The following is a 21159-nucleotide window of genomic DNA, read 5'->3' as shown; positions in this document are numbered from 1 at the left end:
GGGATTCTGTCCGACCCTTCCCCTTGTGCGGCATTTCCGTGGCTGACCTGTGCGGACGCCGCACCCGTCGGCGGTTCGAGGCCCCTCCCGTCCGCTCGCGTGGTGGGGTAGCTTTCACGGCGCTGTGCGGAGGCCACGAGGAGCGGTATTGCGCGAGTTCACCAACCCCCCGTTGGCGTCGGCGCCGCCGGTGGGCGGCCTGGCCGACGTCGTGTTCGAGTATGCCCAGGTGGACCCGCTCCACGTCGCCCTCGGCCGCAAGGACGAGCAGGGACAGTGGCGCGACGTCACCTCGGCCGAGTTCCGGGACGAGGTCCTGGCGCTGGCCAAGGGCATGCTGTCCCAGGGCATCCGCTTCGGCGACCGGGTCGCCATCATGTGCCCCACCCGCTACGAGTGGACCCTCTTCGACTTCGCCCTGTGGACGATCGGCGCCCAGGTCGTGCCCATCTACCCCACCTCCTCGGCCGAGCAGGTCTTCTGGATGCTGCACGACGCGCAGGTGTCGGCGGTCATGGTGGAGCACGAGGACCACGCGATGACCGTCGCCACGGTCGTCGACCGGCTGCCCCAGCTGCACAAGCTGTGGCAGCTCGACGTGGGCGCGGTGCACGAGCTGTACGAGGCGGGTGCGCACATAGACGACGAGGTCGTCCACCGGCACCGCCGCGCGGTCACCCCCGAATCCATCGCGACGATCATCTACACCTCCGGCACGACAGGACGCCCCAAGGGCTGCGTCATCTCGCACGCGAACTTCATGTTCGAGGCGGACACCGTCATCGAGCGCTGGGAACCCGTGTTCCACTCCAAGCGCGGCGACGAGGCGACCACCCTGCTGTTCCTGCCGCTCGCGCACGTCTTCGGACGGATGGTGCAGATCGCCGCGTTCCGCGGGCGGGTCAAGTTCGGGCACCAGCCCCAGCTCAACGCGTCCGCGCTGCTGCCGGACCTCGCCGCCTTCCGGCCCACCTTCTTCCTGGCCGTGCCGTACATCTTCGAGAAGGTCTTCAACGCCGCGCGCCGCAAGGCCGAGAAGGAGGGCAGGTCCGCCCCCTTCGAGAAGGCCGTGGACATTGCCGTGCGCTACGCGGACGCCGTCGAGTCCAAGGCGTGGGGCACCGGTCCGGGCCCCTCGGCGGGCCTGCGCATGCAGCACCAGGTCTTCGACAAGCTCGTCTACGCCAAGGTGCGGGCCGCGATGGGCGGCCGGGTCAGGCACGCGATGTCGGGCGGTTCGGCGATGGACCGGCGGCTCGGGCTGTTCTTCGCGGGCGCCGGTGTCACCATCTACGAGGGGTACGGGCTCACCGAGTCCACGGCCGCCGCCACCGCCAACCCGCCCGAGCTCACCCGGTTCGGCACCGTCGGGCAGGCGATCCCCGGCACCACCGTGCACATCGCGGACGACGGCGAGATCTGGCTGAGCGGCGGCAACGTGTTCCAGGGCTACCTGAACAACGACAAGGCCACCGACGCCACCCTGCACGACGGCTGGCTGGCCACCGGGGATCTCGGGTCCCTGGACGAGGACGGCTACCTCACGATCACCGGTCGCAAGAAGGAGATCCTGGTGACCTCCGGCGGCAAGAGCGTCTCGCCGGGCGTGCTGGAGGAGCGGGTGCGGGACCATCCGCTGGTCGCGCAATGCATAGTGGTCGGCAACGACCGGCCCTACATCGCCGCGCTCGTCACCCTCGACTCCGAGGCCGTCGAGCACTGGCTCCACATGCGCGGCAAGCCTCCGCTGTCCGCCGGCGATCTGGTGCGCGACCCGGATCTGGAGACCGAGGTGCGGCGCGCCGTGGTCGCCGCGAACACGCTGGTCTCACAGGCCGAGTCGATCCGCACGTTCCGGATACTGGCCAACCAGTTCACCGAGGAACACGGCCTGCTGACGCCGTCCCTGAAGCTGAAGCGCAAGGCGATCGAGAAGGCGTACTCGGCCGAGGTCGAGGCGCTCTACCGGACGTGACCCCGGGTGGACCGCGGGGCGGGCGCGCGGAGACCCGCATCGGTCTCCGGCGCAAGCGTCGGCATGATTGATCGGACTATTTCAGCCAATCTTCGATTCTCCGTGCCCGGAGCCCGGTCAGGAATGCATCACGGCCCGTGATCGTTGACCATACGAACACCACCCGACGACTGAAGGATCGAGAGCTCGTGAGCAAGGTCCCCCCGATCATCCTGAACAACGGCGTCGAGATGCCGCAGCTGGGCTTCGGCGTCTGGCAGGTGCCGGACGACGAGGCGGAGCGGGCGGTCGCCACCGCACTGGAGTCCGGGTACCGCAGCATCGACACTGCGGCGATCTACGGCAACGAAGAGGGCACCGGCAAGGCCGTCAACACCTCCGGCATCGCCCGCGAGGAGCTCTTCGTCACCACCAAGCTCTGGAACAGCGACCAGGGTTACGACTCCACCCTGCGCGCCTTCGACACCTCGCTGGACAAGCTCGGCCTGGACTACGTCGACCTGTATCTGATCCACTGGCCGACGCCGTCCAAGGGCACGTACGTCGACACGTTCAAGGCCTTCGAGAAGATCTACGCCGACGGTCGCGCCAAGGCCATCGGCACCTCGAACTTCCTGCCGGAGCACCTGGCGAAGCTGATCGAGGAGACGTCCGTCATCCCGGCCGTCAACCAGATCGAGCTGCACCCGCACCTCCAGCAGCGCGCGGCCCGCGAGTTCCACGCCGAGCAGGGCATCGCGACCGAGGCCTGGTCGCCGCTCGGCCAGGGCAAGGGCCTCCTGGAGGTCCCGGCGATCGTCGCCATCGCCCAGAAGCACGGCCGCACCCCGGCCCAGATCGTCCTGCGCTGGCACCTCCAGCTCGGCAACGTCGTGATTCCGAAGTCCGTGACACCGACCCGGATCAAGGAGAACATCGCCGTCTTCGACTTCTCCCTGGACACCGAGGACATCGCGGCGATCTCGGCACTGAACGAGGACCGCCGGCTGGGTCCCGACCCGGCCACGTTCGACATCGGCTGACCGGCCCGCCCGCTTCGGAGCCGGCCGACCGGCCCGACCGACCGGTCCGACCCGCAGCACGCCGTCGGCCCGGATGCTCACCGCATCCGGGCCGGCGGCTTTTTCGTGCCCTTGGACCGGACCAATCCGGGAACAGGTCTTGACGCGGTCATGCAAGCGGGGCCACTTTGTACGGCAACCCGGTAAGGAAAGTTTCCTAACAGAAGGGTCCCCCACAGTGCGCACTCGAACACTGACCCTGTCCGCGGCCGCCTGCGCGGCGCTGCTCGCCACCGCCGCGCTCCCGGCAGCCGGCGCGTCCGGTACCACCAACCCTCGCTCGGCGCAGGAGGGTTCGGTCAGCGCGGCCGCTCTCCTCGCCAAGGTGACGTCCTGCTCGCAGATATCGAGCGGCAAGTACAGGACCGACGAGGAGACTTCGGCCACCGTCCCCGTCTGCGGCAAGAACGGCGCCGTGTTCTGGAAGGCCGACATGGACATCGACTGCGACGGCCAGGTCACCGCCAAGTGCAACGGCTCCACCGACCCCTGGTTCCAGGACGACACCGCGTTCCACCAGTCCAACGGCCAGGCTCTGCGCGCCGACTCGCTGCCCTACGTCGTCGTGCCGAGCACCAGCAGCATCTGGAAGTACACGAGTTCGGGCATCAAGGGTGGCGGCGTGGTCGCCGTGATCTACAACGGCAAGGTCGAGTACGCGGTGGTCGGCGACACCGGTCCGACGCAGATCATCGGTGAGGCGTCGTACGCCACCGCGAGCGCGCTCGGTATCGACCCCGACCCGGAGACGGGCGGGACCGACTCGGGCGTGACGTACATCCTGTTCAAGAACTCGCAGGTGTCCCCCATCGAGAGCCACAGCGCGGCCGTGTCGCTCGGGGACTCGCTGGCCAGGCAGTTCCTGCAGAACAACTGAGGACCTGCCCGGCGGGGGGGAGCGCGGCGCCCCCCGCCGGGCACGGCTCAGACGGGCTGGCCGATCGGGCGGACGACGACCGTGTTCACGTCGACGCCCGCCGGCTGCCCGACCGCCCAGACGATCGACTCGGCGAGCTGGTCCGCCGTCAGGAGCTGCCCCGGCGGGAGGCTGCCGTAGCTGTCCCAGAACGGGGTCTCCACGCGGCCGGGCGAGACCAGGGTCACGCCCACGCCGTACTCGGTGACCTGGCGCCTGGTGTTCTCGGCGAGCCCGGTCACCGCCCACTTGGTCGCGCCGTAGATGTTGCCGGGCGTGTTCACGTGCCCGGCGACACTGCCGATCAGGACGATGCGACCACGGGACTCCTTCAGCGCGTCGATGGACGCCCTGATGAGCAGCGCGGGCCCCAGCACATTGGTCAGCACCATCTCGGACCAGCCGGCGGGGTCGCCGTCCGCGACCGTGTCGTGGGTGGCGAAACCGGCGTTGGCGACGACGGTGTCGATCCGCCCGAACTCCTTGAGCGTCGCCTCGACCGCGGCCCTCACCTGGTCGTACTCCGCCGCGTGCCCGACGAGCGTCAACAGCCCTTCGGGGCGGTCGAGTTCCTCGGCGAAGGCGTTCAGCCGCTCCTCTCCGCGACCGGTGACGGCCACCCGGTGCCCGGCGTCGAGCAGCCGGCGGGCGACCGCGGCTCCGATGCCGCTTCCGCCTCCGGTGATGAGCGCGACAGGCGAATCGGTCATGGTGTACCCCCAGGAGTGTCCGGCCCTGCGCGGGCCGACTGTGCGTCGGACTCCGGGAGTTCATCACTTGGAGCGCGCTCGATGTCAAGGTCCGCCGACCGCCCTCACGGCGGCCGACGGTCGCCGGGACCGCGTCGGCCCGCCCCGACGGACACCGCCGAGGACTACTCCGGCTTGACCCCCACGTACACCGTCATCGCCGTCAGGATGAACACGTCCGAGCGGTGGTGCACGCTCGCCTTGTCGTCCGGGTCGAGGAGCCGGTCGAGCGCCGCGAGGTCCTCGGCGCCGAGCGCCTCGGCGAGACCCTCCCGCCTGCGGGTGAGAGCGGTGACGACGAAGGCGCGGGCCTCGTCCGAGACCGGGGCGGGAAGATCGAGCAGGAAGGTGCGGGTCGCCGTGTGGCGCAGCCCGACGGCGTTGAGCAGGGCGGGCCAGTCCTCCGTCTCCGCCACCGATCCGGGCAGCTCGGCCCGCATGCGGGTGAACCACTCGTCGTGCACCGCGTCGATGCGGGCCTCCAGGCCGGGTCGGCCGATGCCGGTGTCGCGCGGGAGGAAACGCGTCGGCAGACCGCCCTCCAGCAGGGCGAGGGTGCCGCCGGGGGCCAGGCTCCGGACGAAGCCGGTGAGGGCGGCCCGCTGGTCGCCGACATGGTGCAGCGACCTGCTGGCCCACAACAGGTCCGCGGGGTACTCCAGGTCACCGACGCCCTCGGAGAGTTCGGCCTCGATCGTGCTGAACCGGTCGGCGAAGCCCAGCCGCTCCGCGCGGGCGCGGGCCTCCGCCAGCAGGGGCTCGGCACCGTCCACGGCGACGACCCGCGCACCGGGGAACTTCTCGGCGAGCAGGCCGGAGATGACCCCGGGGCCGCTGCCCGCGTCCACGATCAGCCCGGGATCGGGCCGCTGCTCCCGCAGCCACTCGGCCGCCTGGAGGTAGGCCGGGGTGAACAGCTCCGCCTCCTGCACCAGCATGGGCAGCATCTGGCCGAAGTCCATGTGGGTGTGGTCGTGGGAGCCGCCGTGCCCGTGGCTCTGCGCGGAGCCGTGGTGCGGGCCGTGATCGTGCGCCCCGCCCTGGTGGTGCGCGGGGCCGTGCCCGCTGCCGTGGTCGTGGTCGTGGTCCTGCGCCATGGGACAAGCCTCTCTCTCGGGATGGGGACAGCCTGCTCCGCCACTCCCGGAAACGGCCAGTCGTGTTGCTCTAACAGCAAAAGAGAGGGGGCGAGCGCGGGGTTCGCGGTCCGCCAGGGGCCGGGGAAGGGGAACTGCCCCTGGCGGACCGCACGCGGTCAGCCGGTCACAGTGCCGGGTACGCGTTCTTCATGAGCTCCTGGAACTGCGCGGAGAACCAGTGCCCGGAGAGCGGGGCGTTCGGCAGCGCGCCGGAGAGGCTGTTCCCGTTGCGGGCGTTGCCCGTGTACGTCGGGTCGCACATCCGGTCGAAGCCCTTGCCCTCGTCGTTCGCGATCGCCGAGCTGGAGCCGTCGGACTCGCCCGGAGGCTTCATCCACACGTAGGCGTCGATGCCGGTCGCCGGTGCCGCCTGCGGCCGCTCGCCGAGGCCCGCGCCCGACTGGTTGCACCAGTTGCCGATGTGGATACGGCGGTCGTAGCGCCCTCCGTCGACGTACGTGTCGACGCTGGTCGTCGCGCCGGGGCCGCTGGGGCGCCCGGTTCCGCCCCAGCCGTTCCTGGAGGTGTCGATCAGCATGCCGATGCCGGAGTTGAAGCCGACCGAGACGAGCTGGGTGCGGAAGGCCTGCGCGAAGGACAGCTCGTCGACATAGCGGTTCCAGTCCACCCACTTGGACTGGCGCACCGAGGTGCCGTTCACCGTGTCGTTGATGGTGAAGTTGTTCTCCTTGAGGGCGCTGTAGTTCGCCGTGTTGGTGATGAAGCCCGCCACGTCGTCGACCGTCGCGCCCTCGGCCGTCGCCGCCTGCTTGAAGATGGTGGCGGCGGGGGCGAAGTTGTCGTCCCAGCCGAGCCATCCGTGGTGGCCGGCGTCGAGGTAGTTGTAGACGTTCGGGATCGCGCCGAGCTTGGCGAGCGCGTAGCCGACGCCCTTCACGTAGTTGCCGTTGGCGAGCATCGTGTCGCACGCGGGCGTGGCGGTGGCGCGGCTGCCGGTGTTGGTGACGAGGTTCGGCAGCGAGTCGATCTCGATGGTCGTGACGATGCGCAGCGAGGCGTACTTGCTGTCGGCGAGGATCGCCGCGATCGGGTCGATGAACTGTGTCTTGTACTTGTCGATCTCCGTGGCGCCGATTTCGCCGTTGGAGGCGAGGGCGGCGCAGTCACGTCCGGGCAGGTCGTAGACGACGAGCTGGACGACCTCTTCGCCGGTGCCCTTCTGGGCGAGTGCCGCGTCGAGGTGGGCGCGCAGGCCCATGCTGGTGGACGAGCCGTTGATCGCGGCGATGCGGTCGAGCCAGACGCCGGTGGGCTGGTTGGAGATCCGGCTGCCGCCGGTCTCGGCGGCGGCCTTCGTCGACCATTCCGGGTTCACGTACACCTTGGCGCCGGAGTACGGGTTGTCGACGCGGGTTCCGGTGCCGCCGCCTCCCCCGCCGCCTCCGCCGCCGCCTCCGTCATCGACGTTGCAGGTGACGCCGTCGAGCGTGAAGGCGGTGGGCAGGGCGTTGGTGCCGCTGTAGGAGCCGTTGAAGCCGAAGCTCACCGAACTCCCGGTCGCCAGTGTCCCGTTGTACGTCTCATTGGCCGCGGTGACGGCCGTCCCGCTCTGGGTGATCTTCGCGTTCCAGCCGGAGGTGACCTTCTGGTTCCCGGCGTACGACCACTTGACCGCCCAGGAGGACTTGGCGGCGCCGTTGTTGGTGACGGTGACGGCGGCGGTGAAGCCGGTGTCCCACTGGTTCTGCACCTTGTAGTCGACGGTGCAGGGGATGGCGGCGACGGCGTTGGTGCCGACGTCGGCGGGGACGGCCGCGGCGGCTCCGCCCGACCCCGCGGCGATCAGGGCGAGTGCCCCGAGAACGGCTGTTCTTGCACGGCTCATGTGCGGGTTCCTTATCCGTTGAGGGCGCGCAGGTGGTCGCGCAGCCCGATGCCGTAGGAGGTCGGAGTTCCGTCGTAGTTCGAGATCAGCGACGGACCCGAGGAACAGTCCCAGGTGTTCCAGGTCCAGCCGAGGTAGGAGAGCCCCCGGTCGTCGAACCACTTCATGACGGTGTCGACGAAGGAGTGGGAGCAGGTGTTCTCCCCGATCTCGCCCGCCACCAGGGGTACTTGGGCGGCGACCGGGGCGAGGGTCGAGTTCCAGCAGGTCTCACTCGCGCAGGTGTTGAAGTTGTAGACGTGGTACGCGGCGACGAGATTGTCTGTCGGATCGCTGGGCTTGTACGTCAGCCACTGGCTCAGGTCGTTGGAGTACGCGAGCCCGCCGGCCAGGATCAGGTTCTTGGCTCCGGTGCCGCGAACGGCGTCGACCAGGTCCTGCATTCCGGCGACCTCGTAGGAGATGCCGGGGCAGGTGCCGCCGTCGCGCCAGCAGGTCCACGCCTGGGTGGTCGTGGAGGTCGCGCGGTCCGGGTAGGGCTCGTTGAACAGGTCGAACGCGACGGCCGGGTCGTCCTTGAAGGTGTTCGCCACCGAGGCCCAGAAGGACGGGGTGTACTGCGCGTCGGGCATCGGCTTCTGGCAGGTGGCGTGCACGTCGGAGCAGCCCGCCGAGTTACCGGTGTACTGGCCGTACGTCCAGTGCAGTTCGACGAGCGGGGTCATGCCGTGCGCCTCGACCTTGGCCACCAGGTCCTTGACCGCGGCGATGTAGTTGGCGCCGGCGTACTCCGGTTTGATGTTGGACAGGCCCAGCCAGCACTCCTCGTTGAGGGGGATGCGGACCGTGTTGACCTTCCAGTCGGCGATCGCCTTGACCGCGGCGTCGTCGACGGGACCGTCGAAGAAGCCGTAGCCCTGCACGCACATGAACTCGCCGCCGGAGCGGTTGACACCGAGCATCCTGCGGGTGGCTCCCGCGGAGTCGACCAGTTTGTTGCCCGAGACGTGCAGCTTCGGTGCCTCACCGCCGGCCGGCGGCGGGTCGGTCGGGGTCGGTGTGGGCGTGGGCGTCGGCTGGGCGTCCACGTTGCAGGTGGTGCCGTTGAGCTTGAAGGCCGTCGGCACCGCGTTGCTTCCCGACCAGGAGGCGAGGAACCCGGCGCTGACGCTCGCGCCGGTGGCCAGCGAGCCGTTCCAGCTCTCGTTGGACGCGGTCACCGTCGCAGCGGACTGGGACCACTTGGCGTTCCAGCCCTGGGTGACCTTCTGACCGGCGGGGAAGTCGAAGCCGAGGCTCCAACTGCTCAGCGCGGCCATGTTGTTGGTGATTTTCACGGCGCCCTGGAAGCCGGTGTCCCACTGGCCGGTGACCGAGTACTCCACCGTGCACGCGGGAGTTGCTCCCGAGGCCGTGACGACCGGCGCGACAGCCGTGCCCACGAGGGCGACGGCGGCGCCGATCACTAAGAGAGACAAACGCGGGGGGTGACGCATGAAGCGACTCCTTGCAGCTCTGGCGCGCCGTTACGGACGCGTCGACTGATGGAACCGCTCCCACTGGTGCGGATGAAGCTAGCGCCAAGTGCCCGCGTTGCCCAGAGGGGTTGCGCAGTTGATCTGTCGAATCATTTCGACTCTTCAAGCACCTTGACCCCTCACACCGCTCTCTCCAGTATGGGAGCGCTCCCACTGGTTCAAGGCTTGTTGCTCCTCCCCCCATTCTCCGAGCCGCAAGGAGGAACCAGCACCATGGATCCGAGCCCTCGATGGAGACGTCGTCGCAGGTCACGACGGCTTTGGACCGCCGTAGTGGCGGCACTCGCCCTCCCGCTCACGACGCTGGCGACCGGTACGACTCCCGCACACGCGGCCACGGTTCAGTGCAGTGTCGACTACAAGACCAACGACTGGGGTTCCGGCTTCACCGCTGATCTGACGATCACCAACCGGGGCACCGACGCCATCAACGGCTGGACCCTGACCTACGCCTACACGGGCAACCAGACCCTCACCAACGGCTGGAACGGCACCTGGTCCCAGTCCGGCAAGACGGTCACCGTGAAGAACGCCTCCTGGAACGGGACGATCGGCGCCGGGACCGCCGTGACCACCGGCGCTCAGTTCACCTACAGCGGCACCAACACCGCCCCCGCGTCCTACGCCGTCAACGGCACCACGTGCACCGGCGCGCACCAACCGCCGATCACCGTGCTGACCAGCCCCGCGGCGGGCGCCGTCTACACCCAGGGCGACGCCGTCCCGATGGCCGCGACCGCGGCGGCGGCCGACGGAGCGACCATCTCCAAGGTCGAGTTCTACGACGACACGACCCTGCTCGGCACCGACACCAGCTCGCCGTACACGCTGTCGGCGTCCGGACTGGCCGTGGGAAGTCATTCCGTCCTCGCGAAGGCGTACGACAGTCTGGGCGCCTCGGCGGATTCCGTACCGGCCGGCATCACGGTCGCCGCGGGTCCGGCGATCGTCGCCTCACCGACCCAACTCGGCGTCCAGCAGGGCAAGTCGGGGACGTTCACGGTCAAGCTCTCCACCCAGCCGAGCGCCAACGTGACGGTGGCGGTGGCCCGCACGGACGGGAACACCGGACTGTCCGTCACCGGCGGTTCGAGTCTGACGTTCACCCCGTCCAACTGGAGCACCGCCCAGACGGTGACGATCACCGCCGACGCCTCGGGCACCGGAGCCGCGACCTTCACGGCCTCGGCGACCGGTCAGGCCAAGGCCACGGTCACCGTGACGGAACTGGCCGCGTCGAAGGCGTACGACGCGCGCTTCCTGGACCTCTACGGCAAGATCACCAACCCGGCGAACGGCTACTTCTCCCCCGAGGGCGTCCCGTACCACTCGGTGGAGACGCTGATCGTCGAGGCCCCGGACCAGGGACACGAGACGACGTCGGAGGCGTACAGCTATCTGATCTGGCTCCAGGCGATGTACGGGAAGGTCACCGGCGACTGGTCGAAGTTCAACGCCGCGTGGACGACCATGGAGACGTACATGATCCCCACGCATGCCGACCAGCCGACGAACTCCTTCTACAACGCCTCCAAGCCGGCCACCTACGCGCCCGAGCTGGACACCCCGAACGAGTACCCGGCCAAGCTCGACACCGGTGTCTCGGTCGGCTCCGACCCGATCGCCGGCGAGCTGAAGAGCGCGTACGGCACGGACGACGTGTACGGCATGCACTGGCTGCAGGACGTGGACAACACCTACGGCTACGGCAACGAGCCCGGCAAGTGCGAGGCCGGTCCGACCGCCACGGGTCCGTCGTACATCAACACCTTCCAGCGCGGCGCGCAGGAGTCGGTGTGGGAGACGGTGCCGCAGCCGACCTGTGACGCCTTCAAGTACGGCGGAACGAACGGCTATTTGGACCTCTTCACCGGGGACTCCTCGTACGCGAAGCAGTGGAAGTACACGGACGCTCCGGACGCCGACGCGCGTGCGGTGCAGGCCGCGTACTGGGCCGACGTGTGGGCCAAGGCCCAGGGCAAGAGCGCCGATGTGTCGGCGACCGTCGGCAAGGCCGCGAAGATGGGCGACTATCTGCGCTACGCCATGTACGACAAGTACTTCAAGAAAATAGGCAACTGCGTCGGCCCGACGGCCTGCGCCGCGGGTACCGGCAAGGACGCCTCGCACTACCTGCTCTCCTGGTACTACGCCTGGGGCGGCGCGAACGACACCTCGGCGGGCTGGGCCTGGCGCATCGGCTCCAGCCACACCCACGGCGGCTACCAGAACCCGCTGGCCGCCTACGCGCTCAGCAGCAACGTCGACCTGAAGCCCAAGTCGGCGACCGGCGCCTCGGACTGGGCCACCTCGCTGACCCGGCAACTGGAGTTCTACCGCTGGCTCCAGTCGAGCGAGGGCGCCATCGCGGGCGGCGCGACCAACAGCTGGGCCGGCCGCTACGCGACGCCTCCCACGGGGACGCCGACCTTCTACGGCATGTACTACGACCAGCAGCCGGTGTACCACGACCCGCCGTCCAACCAGTGGTTCGGCTTCCAGGCGTGGTCCATGGAGCGGGTCGCCGAGTACTACCAGCAGACGGGGAACGCGAGCGCCAAGGCGGTCCTCGACAAGTGGGTCACCTGGGCGCTGTCCAAGACCACGATCAACCCGGACGGCACCTACCAGATCCCCTCCACCCTCCAGTGGTCCGGCGCACCGGACACCTGGAACGCGTCGAGTCCCGGCGCCAACAGCGGACTTCACGTCACCGTCGCCGACTACACGAACGACGTAGGCGTGGCCGCCGCGTACGCCAAGACCCTGTCGTACTACGCCGCCAAGTCCGGCAACACCCAGGCGAAGACGACGGCCAAGGCGCTCCTGGACGGCATGTGGAACAACTATCAGGACGGACTGGGCATCGCCGTCCCGGAGACCCGCGCCGACTACAACCGCTTCGACGACAGCGTGTACGTGCCGAGCACCTTCACCGGCACGATGCCGAACGGCGACGCGGTCAACTCCGCCTCGACCTTCGCCTCGCTGCGGTCCTTCTACAAGAACGACCCGGCCTGGTCGAAGATCCAGAGCTATCTGGCGGGCGGCGCCGCGCCCTCCTTCACCTACCACCGGTTCTGGGCGCAGGCGGACATCGCCCTCGCCATGGGTTCGTACGCGGAGCTTCTCGAATAGTCCCCGCTGTGGCTCCGGGTACGCGGTCCTGTCCCTGACGGCAGGGCCACCGGCCGGGCGGTCCCTCACCGCACTGAGGGCCGCCCGGCCATCCATCTGCCCCTTCCCGACTCCTCCTGCGCACCGGAGAGGACTCCCCCGTGCGAAGAACACGCATCCTCACGGCCGTACTCGCCCTCGCCGCCGGGCTCTTGGCCGGCACCCCGCCCGCACTGGCCGCGAGCACCCCCACGACGACGGTCGCGGCCGACACGTACACCTGGAAGAACGCCCGTGTCGACGGCGGCGGTTTCGTGCCCGGCATCGTCTTCAACCGCTCCGAGAAGAACCTCGCCTACGCCCGTACGGACATCGGCGGCGCCTACCGGTGGGTGCAGGCGACGAAGAGCTGGACGCCGCTGCTCGACTCGGTCGGCTGGAACGAGTGGGGCCACTCGGGAGTCGTCAGCCTCGCCTCCGACTCCGTCGCCCCGGACAAGGTGTACGCGGCGGTCGGCACGTACACCAACGGCTGGGACCCGACCGACGGGGCCGTACTGCGTTCCGCGGACCGGGGCGCGAGCTGGCAGAAGACCGACCTGCCCTTCAAGCTGGGCGGGAACATGCCCGGACGTGGCATGGGCGAGCGGCTGGCCGTCGACCCCCGCAAGAACAGCGTGCTGTATCTCGGCGCGCCCAGCGGCAAGGGGCTGTGGCGGTCCACGGACTCCGGAGTGACCTGGTCGCAGGTCACCAGCTTCCCCAACCCCGGCAACTACGTCCAGGACGCGACGGACACCAGCGGCTACGCCTCCGACAACCAGGGCGTCGTCTGGGTCACCTTCGACGAGTCGACCGGCACCGCGGGCAGCGCCACGCAGACGATCTACGTGGGGGTCGCCGACAAGGACAACGCGGTCTACCGCTCGACGGACGGCGGTGCGACCTGGTCCAGGCTCGCCGGCCAGCCGACCGGCTACCTCGCCCACAAGGGTGTCCTCGACGCGGCGAACGGCTATCTCTATCTCGCCTACAGCGACAAGGGCGGCCCGTACGACGGCGGCAAGGGCCAGTTGTGGCGGTACGCGACCAAGACCGGAACGTGGACGAACATCAGCCCGGTGGCGGAGGCCGACACCTACTACGGCTTCGGCGGGCTGAGTGTCGACCGGCAGCACCCGGGCACCGTGATGGCGACGGCGTACAGCTCCTGGTGGCCGGACACCCAGATCTTCCGGTCCACCGACAGCGGCGGGACGTGGACCAAGGCGTGGGACTACACGTCGTACCCGAACCGCTCCAACCGCTACACGATGGACGTCTCGTCCGTGCCCTGGCTCACCTTCGGCGCGAATCCCTCGCCGCCCGAACAGACGCCCAAACTCGGCTGGATGACCGAGGGGCTGGAGATCGACCCGTTCGACTCCGCCCGGATGATGTACGGAACCGGCGCCACGATCTACGGCACCGAGAACCTCACCAACTGGGACACCGGAAGCCAGTTCACCGTCAAACCCATGGTCCAGGGACTGGAGGAGACGGCCGTCAACGACCTCGCCTCTCCCCCGTCGGGCGCTCCGCTGCTCAGCGCGCTCGGTGACATCGGCGGCTTCCGGCACACGGATCTCACCAAGGTCCCCTCGATGATGTACACCTCGCCGAACCTCACCAGCACGACCAGCCTCGACTACGCCGAGACGAACCCGAACACGGTGGTGCGCGTCGGCAACCTCGACTCCGGGCCGCACATCGGCTTTTCGACGGACAACGGCGCCAACTGGTTCGCGGGCAGCGACCCTTCGGGCGTCACCGGCGGCGGAACGGTCGCCGCGGCCTCGGACGGCAGCCGCTTCGTGTGGAGTCCGGCGGGCACCGGGGTGCAGTACACCACCGGGTTCGGTACGTCGTGGTCCGCGTCGAGCGGTATCCCCGCGGGCGCGGTCGTCGAGTCGGACCGGGTCGACCCGAAGACGTTCTACGGCTTCAAGTCCGGCAAGTTCTACGTCAGTTCGGACGGCGGCGCGACCTTCACGGCGTCTTCGGCCGCCAGTCTGCCCAGCGGTGACAGTGTGCGCTTCAAGGCGCTGCCCGGCGCCAAGGGCGATGTATGGCTGGCGGGCGGCGCGAGCGACGGGGCGTACGGGCTGTGGCACTCGACGGACGGCGGCGCGGCCTTCACCAGACTGTCAGGCGTCGAGCAGGCCGACACGATCGGTTTCGGCAAGGCGGCGACGGGAGCCTCGTACCAGACGCTCTACACCAGCGCGAAGATCGGGGGCGTACGCGGGATCTTCCGCTCCACGGACAAGGGCGCGAGCTGGACGCGCATCAACGACGACGCCCACCAGTGGGGTTGGACCGGCGCGGCCGTCACCGGGGACCCACGGGTCTACGGACGCGTGTACGTCGCGACGAACGGGCGCGGGATCGTCTACGGCGACACCTCGGACGCCGGGGGTGGTGACGGGGGCGGCGGTACGGACCCGACACCACCGTCGACGGGGGCCTGCACGGTGACGTACAAGATCACGAACCAGTGGCAGGGCGGCTTCCAGGCCGACGTGTCCCTCACCAACACCGGCTCCACCGCATGGAGCGGCTGGAACCTGGGCTGGTCCTTCTCCGACGGCCAGAAGATCACGCAGCTGTGGAACGCCGACTACACCCAGTCGGGCGTGACGGTGACGGCGAAGAACGTCGGCTGGAACGCGAACGTGGCACCGGGTTCGAGCGTCGCCTTCGGCTTCACGGGGAGCTGGACGGGGGCGAACACGAAACCGGCGGCGTTCAAGCTGGGGGATCAGGCCTGTGCGGTGAGTTGAGTCCTCGGCCTGCCTCCGTCGGGGGTACCTGTCCACCGGACCCACCCGGTCGGACAGGTGCCCCCGAGCGGCCCGGACTCCCGCGATGATCACAACTACGTCACCTCCTTCACGTATGCATCACATGTTCTTCACATCCCCCGATATCGTCACCCCACCACGAACCATCCCTGGGGGGACCATGTCGCACAGCAAGCCGCCGCACGAGTACGAGCGGCCGCCCGTAGCGCTCGGATCCGCGCCGGAGCCCGCGAGAGCCCGCAGGGCACGAAAGCGCCACCTGCTGCCGGTGATCGCCGTCGCACTCCTCCTCGGCGTCGGCGCCTGCGGCAGTGGCAGTGGCGAGGACAAGAGCGGCACCACGAAGGTCGCGGCCGCCAAGGTGCAGCCCACCGTCACTGTCACGGCGACGGTGACCGCGGAGCCGGAACCGGCTCCGACCGTGACCGAGACGAAGACGGTCAAGGTGAAGGTCACCGTCACCGCGCGCGCCGCCTCGGGCAGCGGCTCCGGCGGCAGCGGAAGCAGCGGCGGCGGAACCGGCGTCAGCACCTGCTCGATCAAGTCGAACGCCGGCAACTGCTATTCGGCGGGCCAGTACTGCCGCAACAGCGACCACGGCGCCGGCACGACCACCGCGAGCGGCACGAGGATCACCTGCTCGTACCGCTCCAACGCGTGGCGCTGGACCTATAGCTGACAGCCGCCCGACCGGACCGCGCGAAGCACCGGCGGCCCGGGACAGCAGCAGGCCCCGCACCGGGCATCACTCCGGGCGGGGCCTCAGCAGCATCCCCGACTTGCTCGGAACGGATGCCTGTGCGACTACCGTAACCGGCGGCACCGACAACAGCCCGGCCCGCCTGCCGGCATCGCCGTCCACCAGCGCACGTACCCCTCCGAACAGTAGAGGCAATGGAGCCCCATGACGCATCAGCAGGTTCTCGCGCAGTCCGTTCGCACACTCGGGGGCACCTGGGACACCCAGCGGGCGGTCACCGCGCTCCGGGACGCCGGGGTCGGCGACGGGGACCGGATCCAGCAGGAGAAGCGGGCCCGGCAGGCACTCCGCGACCTCGCTACGGCCGGCCTCCTCGTGAAGACCGACCCGGACAGCGCCACGTACCGCCTCGCCGATCAATAGACACCCGGCACCAGGGCCCGCCCTGGCGGCCGTCAGGCCGGCTCCCGTCGTGCGCGAGACGGCGCGACGGACGGCCCGGGCTGGTCGAGGGCAGCCGCGAAACCTCCCGTGGGGAGCCGGGAGGAGCGGCGGGCCGGTCGGAACCGCGGTTCAGGCAGGACCCGTGCGGAGGCCGACGCCCGGGAGCTGTGGAACCCGCACGCCCAACGATGCACCACAATCGGCCACCCGGATAGACCATGGCCGGAAGTTGCTGCCGACCCGCCGCGAGCACGAGGGCCATCGACGGCGACCGGACACGCGGCCCGGCTCAAGGCGGGCCGAAGGCAGGGCCCAAGCCTGGTCGCGAAGCCGGACACCGGGCCGAGCGCCGGCGTACGGGGGTACGGGGGTACGGGGCGCGATACCGGAGACCGGCCCGCGTCACAGTCGGGCCGGGCTCCGGCACCTACGAGCCTACAAGGCGCCGCCGCCGAGGACGGGCCCGCACCGGCCGCCTGGACCCGGAAGGCACGGACCCCCCGACAGATACAGGTCGCGGCGGCTCTCCGACGGGTTCGGAGGGCCGCCGCGACCTGTGCTCGGCCACAGGGACTCAGCGGCTCACGGCGTGTACACCGACGGTCGCGGAGCCGTCGCCATGCCGTTGCCGAGGAAGAAGCTCGGGTGCGGGGGCTGGTTGTACGCGGTGTTCTGCCAGGCCAGGGCTGTGCGGTACTGGGTGTCGTGGAGCAGGGTGGTGATCTTCGTGGTGGTCTCGTAGGGGGTGGAGTAGATCCTCAGGGCCGTGTTGTCCGTCGTGGGCCAGACGACTTCCTCGCGCCAGTCGCCGAGAATGTCGCCGGACAGGGACGGAGTCGCCTTGGTGCCGTTGTCGGAATGGACACCCGAGCCGGTCAGCAGGCGGGTGTCGGCGGATGTGCCGTACTTGTCGATGTGGGTGTCGTCGAGGAGTTCGCGGACGGTGTCCCCGTCCCACCAGGACAGGAAGTTGATGCTGCCCGGCTTGCGGGTGGCCACCACCGTGCCCTGCGGACCCCGGACCCCGTCGGCGCGCGAGGACCAGGACTCGGCCCCCGCGCTGCCCGCCCAGACATCCCCGGACACACCCCGGCCGTTGTCGCCGTTGGCGGCCGTCGACCAGAGGATCGCGCCGGTCCTGGCGTCCGCCATCCACGAGGACGGCTTGGTGGAGTCCTCGTCCACCTTGAACTCCTCCAGGCCGGCCCGGGACGGGTCGAGATCACCGACGTGCAGGGCGTCGCCGTGGCCGTTCCCGGTGGTCCACAGTCCGGCGCCGTTGTCGTCGACGGCCATCGAGCCGTACACGATCTCGTCCTTGCCGTCGCCGTCGACATCGGCCACGGACAGCTGGTGGTTGCCCTGCCCGTCGTACCCCTTGCCGCTGTTGGTCGAGGAGTTGGTGTCGAAGGTCCACCGCCGGGTGAACGCGCCGCCCCGCCAGTCCCAGGCCGCGACGACCGTACGCGTGTAGTAGCCGCGCGCCATGATCAGGGAGGGCCGGGAACCGTCCAAGTAGGCGGTACCCGCCAGGAATCGGTCGACGCGGTTGCCGTAGGAGTCACCCCAGGAGGAGACCGTGCCGCGCGCCGGGACATAGTCGACGGTGCCCATGGCCGCCCCGGTCTGACCGTTGAACATGGTCAGGTACTCGGGCCCGGAGAGGACGTATCCGCTGGAGTTGCGGTAGTCGGCGGAGGAACTGCCGATCACCGTGCCCCGGCCGTCCGTCGTGCCGTCCGCGGTCTTCATGGCGACCTCGGCCTTGCCGTCACCGTCGTAGTCGTACACCTGGAACTGTGTGTAGTGGGCGCCGGAGCGGATGTTCCGGCCGAGGTCGACGCGCCACAGGCGGGTGCCATCAAGCTTGACGCCGTCGACGATCGTGTTGCCGGTGTAACCGGACTGGGAGTTGTCCTTGGCGTTGGTCGGCTGCCACTTGAGGACGAAGTCGAGCGCGCCGTCGCCGTCGAGGTCGCCGACGGAGACGTCGTTGGCCTCGTAGGTGTACGCGACACCGTCGGGGGCGGTGCCGCCCGCGGGCGGGGTGATGGGAACGTCCTTGTAGCCCGCCCTGAACTGGACGGCGTGGACGGAGTCCGCCTGCTCCACGCCGTTCACGATCGCGCGGACCGTGTAGTCGGCCTGCGCGGGCGCGCCCGAGTGGAAGTAGTTCGTGGATCCGCTGACCGGGGTGGAGTTGACCAGGGTCCCGGCGCGGTAGACGTTGAACGACACGTCGTTCGGATCGGTGCCGAGCCAGCGCCAGGTGACCAGGTTGCCGCTGTCGGTGTGGACGCTGACGACGCCTCGGTCGAGGGCTTCGACCTGTCGCGCCGTGGCCGCCCGGGCCGGAGCGGCGCCGAGACCGGTGAGTCCGGCGGTGATGAGCGCCGCGGCCGCCAGGGCCGAGCCGATCGCACGTCTGCGGTGCTGCCGTTGCGGGTGCTGCACGGTGATACCTCCTGGGAGGACAGACTGCTTCTGCCTTCCCAGTCGCCGCTGCGCGCAGGGGAGTTGCCGCCTCGCAGCAAGCGCTCTCTACGCGTATCTGCGGGCCAGCTCGGCGACCGTCTCGGCGATGCGGGCGCGCAGCTCGGGCGGCTCCAGGACCTCGACGGCCGTGCCGAGCCGCAGGAAGTCGTCGTGGGCCTGCTCCAGGGACTCGACGGGGACGGTGGCGCACGTCCAACCCTGCTTGTCCGTACGCCCGTCGACCGCCACCGCCCGGCCGGCGAGACCGCTCAGGACGGTTCCGGGCGCGATCCGCACGACCGCCTCCGCCCGGTGCAGCCGCTCGTGGAAGTCCCGTTGGTAGGCGGTCCAGTACTCCGCCAGATCGAATCCCTCGGGCCGGGTGAACTCCGCTTCCGAGGTGCGCAGTTCGAGAATCTGGTCCACCCGGTAGGTGCGCGGACCCGGACCCGCGACGACGTACCAGCGCCCCGCCTTCAGGACGAGACCGTACGGTTCCAGGCGGCGGTCCACGTCGGTGGGTTCGCGCCAGCGGCGGTAGCGGACGTCGAGGACCCGGCCGTTCCAGACGGCGTCGGCGACCGCGGTGAGGTACGGGGTCTTGTCGGCGTCCGCGTACCAGCCCGGCGCGTCCAGGTGGAAGCGGCCGCTCACCCGGTCCGCGTGCTCGCGCAGTTCGTGCGGCAGGGCGGCACGCACCTTGAGCTGGGCCGCGGCGAGCACCGCGCCGAGTCCGAGTTCGGCGGCGGGCCCGGGTATCCCGGCGAGGAACAGGGCCTCGGCTTCCTCGGTGGTGAGGCCGGTGAGGCGGGTGCGGTAGCCGTCGAGGAGGCGGTAGCCGCCTTCGTGCCCCGCGTCGCCGTAGAGCGGGACGCCCGCCGCGCTCAGTGCCTCGACGTCCCGGTACACCGTCCGTACCGACACCTCCAGTTCCGCGGCGAGCTGGGCGGCGGTGAGTCTGCCCCGGGTCTGGAGCAGCAGCAGGATCGAGATGAGACGGCTGGACTTCACTGACACATGGTGTCAGTGAAGCGGGCCTAGCGTCCCTGCCATGGCTTCAGCTACCTCCACGCCGTCCACCGCTCCGGCGGTGGTGTCGGCCTCAGCGCCCTCCGGGGCATCCGATACGTCCGGGGCTTCCGGGGCTTCCGGGGCTTCCGACGGTTCCGGCGGCTCCGGGGCTTCCACAGCCTCGGACGCGTCCCCCGCCCGTGCGCCCTTCAGGGAGAAGTTCCTGACCGTGCCGCCGCCCATCGAGATGGCGGGGCGGCGGATCAAGCGGTATCACGTGACCGCGGACCCCGCCGGTATCGAGCCGGAGGTCGAAAGGGCGGCCTACGCGATCCTGCCGCGGCTGCTTCCCGAGCCGGACGGCACCCCGCCGGCCACGTTCGTCGTCCTGCACCGGGGCGCAGACGACGGCGCCTATCTCAACGCGTACAGCTGGGTGTGGGACAACGTCCTGCACTTCCGGGGGGCCGCCGCGGGCCAGCAGGTGCTGGGCTGCCCCGACCGCGACCCGGCGCACTTCGTCATCACGGACCTCCCCTGGATCGGCTGCGTCTGGGAGCTGCCGCCGGTCCTGCACGAGCGGGACGCCTGGGTACGGCATCTGCTCGCCTCCGAAGTACCCGACCTGGCCGCCTACTTGACCGACTCCCTGCCTGAAGGAACCACAGGAGACCGCGCATGAACGACGTCCGGGACAACGTGCCGGCCCTGAACGACTTCGACTTCCTCCACGGCGACTGGGACGTCGTCAACCGCCGTCGTACGGACTTTCTCGACCCGGAGAGCGACTGGGAGGAGTTCTCCGCGGTCAGCCGCTGCTGGGACCTGTTCCGCGGCGCCGCGAACATCGACGAGATCGACGTGCCGAGCCAGGGATGGACGGGCCTGACGCTGCGGCTCTTCGACGTGGAGACCGGGCGGTGGTCGCTGAACTGGTCGTCCAGCCGCAGCGGCCGGCTGTTCCCGCCGGTGCTCGGGCGGTTCGGACCGGACGGACGCGGGGAGTTCCACGGCGACGACACCCATGACGGGAAGGACGTGCGGGTGCGGTTCGTGTGGTCGGGGATCTCGGAGACGACGGCTCGCTGGGAACAGGCCTTCTCCGTGGACGGGGAGAACACCTGGCTGACGAACTGGACCATGGACTTCACCCGGAGGAAGCCCCTCTGACCCCGGGCCCTGGCCCGGTCCGGTTCGGTTCGGTTCGCACGAGTTCAGTTCCTGCGAAGGGCCCCGCGCATCGTCGGGGACCAGGGCGAGCACGGCGGCCGCGGCGGCGGCACGTGGTTCGCCGCCGCGCGTCGCGTCGTAGCGGTCCGCTTCCTTGTCGTGGTCCAGCACGGAG

Annotated in this window: 15 protein-coding genes and 1 pseudogene; 9 read left to right on the top strand and 7 right to left on the bottom strand. The window is 69.7% G+C overall.

The genetic code is table 11. The annotated features are described in order from the left end of the window. Positions 1–148 precede the first annotated feature (148 nt). From OG410_RS33460 to OG410_RS33450, 3 genes are all read left to right on the top strand, one after another. Positions 149–1975, top strand: coding sequence for an AMP-dependent synthetase/ligase (locus OG410_RS33460; protein WP_329302519.1), 1827 nt, complete (start codon positions 149–151; stop codon positions 1973–1975). A 230-nt stretch (positions 1976–2205) separates the two neighbouring features. Then, on the top strand, positions 2206–2997 hold the full coding sequence (locus OG410_RS33455) for an aldo/keto reductase (RefSeq protein ID WP_329304325.1): 792 nt from the start codon (positions 2206–2208) through the stop codon (positions 2995–2997). A gap of 217 nt (positions 2998–3214) precedes the next feature. Continuing rightward, positions 3215–3913: a glycoside hydrolase family 75 protein gene (locus OG410_RS33450; protein WP_329302518.1), complete on the top strand. Its 699-nt coding sequence runs from the start codon at positions 3215–3217 to the stop codon at positions 3911–3913. 47 nt (positions 3914–3960) lie between these two features. On the opposite strand, the gene OG410_RS33445 is transcribed toward OG410_RS33450, so the two are convergent. The 4 genes from OG410_RS33445 to OG410_RS33430 form a co-directional block, all read right to left on the bottom strand. Continuing rightward, positions 3961–4662, bottom strand: coding sequence for an SDR family oxidoreductase (locus tag OG410_RS33445; RefSeq protein ID WP_329302517.1), 702 nt, complete (start codon positions 4660–4662; stop codon positions 3961–3963). 164 nt (positions 4663–4826) lie between these two features. Beyond that, positions 4827–5798 carry a methyltransferase domain-containing protein gene (locus OG410_RS33440; RefSeq protein ID WP_329302516.1) on the bottom strand — a complete coding sequence of 324 codons (972 nt, stop codon included), beginning with the start codon at positions 5796–5798 and terminating at the stop codon, positions 4827–4829. A 166-nt stretch (positions 5799–5964) separates the two neighbouring features. Continuing rightward, positions 5965–7686: a glycoside hydrolase family 6 protein gene (locus tag OG410_RS33435; protein WP_329302515.1), complete on the bottom strand. Its 1722-nt coding sequence runs from the start codon at positions 7684–7686 to the stop codon at positions 5965–5967. 11 nt (positions 7687–7697) lie between these two features. Further along, positions 7698–9182, bottom strand: coding sequence for a cellulase family glycosylhydrolase (locus OG410_RS33430; RefSeq protein ID WP_329302514.1), 1485 nt, complete (start codon positions 9180–9182; stop codon positions 7698–7700). A 255-nt stretch (positions 9183–9437) separates the two neighbouring features. Between OG410_RS33430 and OG410_RS33425 the strand changes: the two genes are divergently transcribed. The 4 genes from OG410_RS33425 (at position 9438) to OG410_RS33410 (ending at position 16307) form a co-directional block, all read left to right on the top strand. Next, complete coding sequence (locus tag OG410_RS33425; protein WP_329302513.1) at positions 9438–12362, top strand: glycoside hydrolase family 48 protein; 2925 nt, start codon at positions 9438–9440, stop codon at positions 12360–12362. Positions 12363–12502: 140 nt separating this feature from the next. Then, positions 12503–15163 (top strand): cellulose binding domain-containing protein, encoded by a 2661-nt coding sequence (locus OG410_RS33420; RefSeq protein WP_329302512.1) that lies wholly within the window; start codon positions 12503–12505, stop codon positions 15161–15163. 181 nt (positions 15164–15344) lie between these two features. Beyond that, positions 15345–15863, top strand: coding sequence for a hypothetical protein (locus tag OG410_RS33415; protein WP_329302511.1), 519 nt, complete (start codon positions 15345–15347; stop codon positions 15861–15863). A gap of 225 nt (positions 15864–16088) precedes the next feature. Then, positions 16089–16307 (top strand): hypothetical protein, encoded by a 219-nt coding sequence (locus OG410_RS33410; RefSeq protein WP_326784600.1) that lies wholly within the window; start codon positions 16089–16091, stop codon positions 16305–16307. A 603-nt stretch (positions 16308–16910) separates the two neighbouring features. Here the strand turns inward: OG410_RS33410 and OG410_RS33405 are convergent. Further along, entirely contained in the window at positions 16911–18788 is a 1878-nt protein-coding gene (locus OG410_RS33405; RefSeq protein WP_443063927.1) for a rhamnogalacturonan lyase, read from the bottom strand. Between the two features lie 81 nt (positions 18789–18869). Beyond that, the gene (locus tag OG410_RS33400) at positions 18870–19814 is read right to left on the bottom strand and encodes a helix-turn-helix transcriptional regulator (RefSeq protein ID WP_329302509.1); all 945 of its coding nucleotides are present in this window, start codon (positions 19812–19814) and stop codon (positions 18870–18872) included. 247 nt (positions 19815–20061) lie between these two features. Between OG410_RS33400 and OG410_RS33395 the strand changes: the two genes are divergently transcribed. Together OG410_RS33395 and OG410_RS33390 are read left to right on the top strand one after the other, a co-directional pair. Then, on the top strand, positions 20062–20496 hold the full coding sequence (locus OG410_RS33395; protein WP_329304323.1) for a hypothetical protein: 435 nt from the start codon (positions 20062–20064) through the stop codon (positions 20494–20496). After that, complete coding sequence (locus OG410_RS33390; protein WP_443063826.1) at positions 20493–20984, top strand: hypothetical protein; 492 nt, start codon at positions 20493–20495, stop codon at positions 20982–20984. The genes OG410_RS33395 and OG410_RS33390 overlap by 4 nt, the downstream gene beginning before the upstream one ends. 63 nt (positions 20985–21047) lie before the next feature. Here the strand turns inward: OG410_RS33390 and OG410_RS33385 are convergent. Then, positions 21048–21155 (bottom strand): annotated as a pseudogene (locus OG410_RS33385) (SAM-dependent methyltransferase); the annotation flags it as partial. Between the last annotated feature and the right edge of the window lie 4 nt (positions 21156–21159).

This window comes from Streptomyces sp. NBC_00659, assembly GCF_036226925.1.
In the GTDB taxonomy this organism is placed as follows: domain Bacteria; phylum Actinomycetota; class Actinomycetes; order Streptomycetales; family Streptomycetaceae; genus Streptomyces.
Note: the sequence above shows the minus strand (reverse complement) of the source record. Positions and strands in the feature narration are given on the sequence as shown.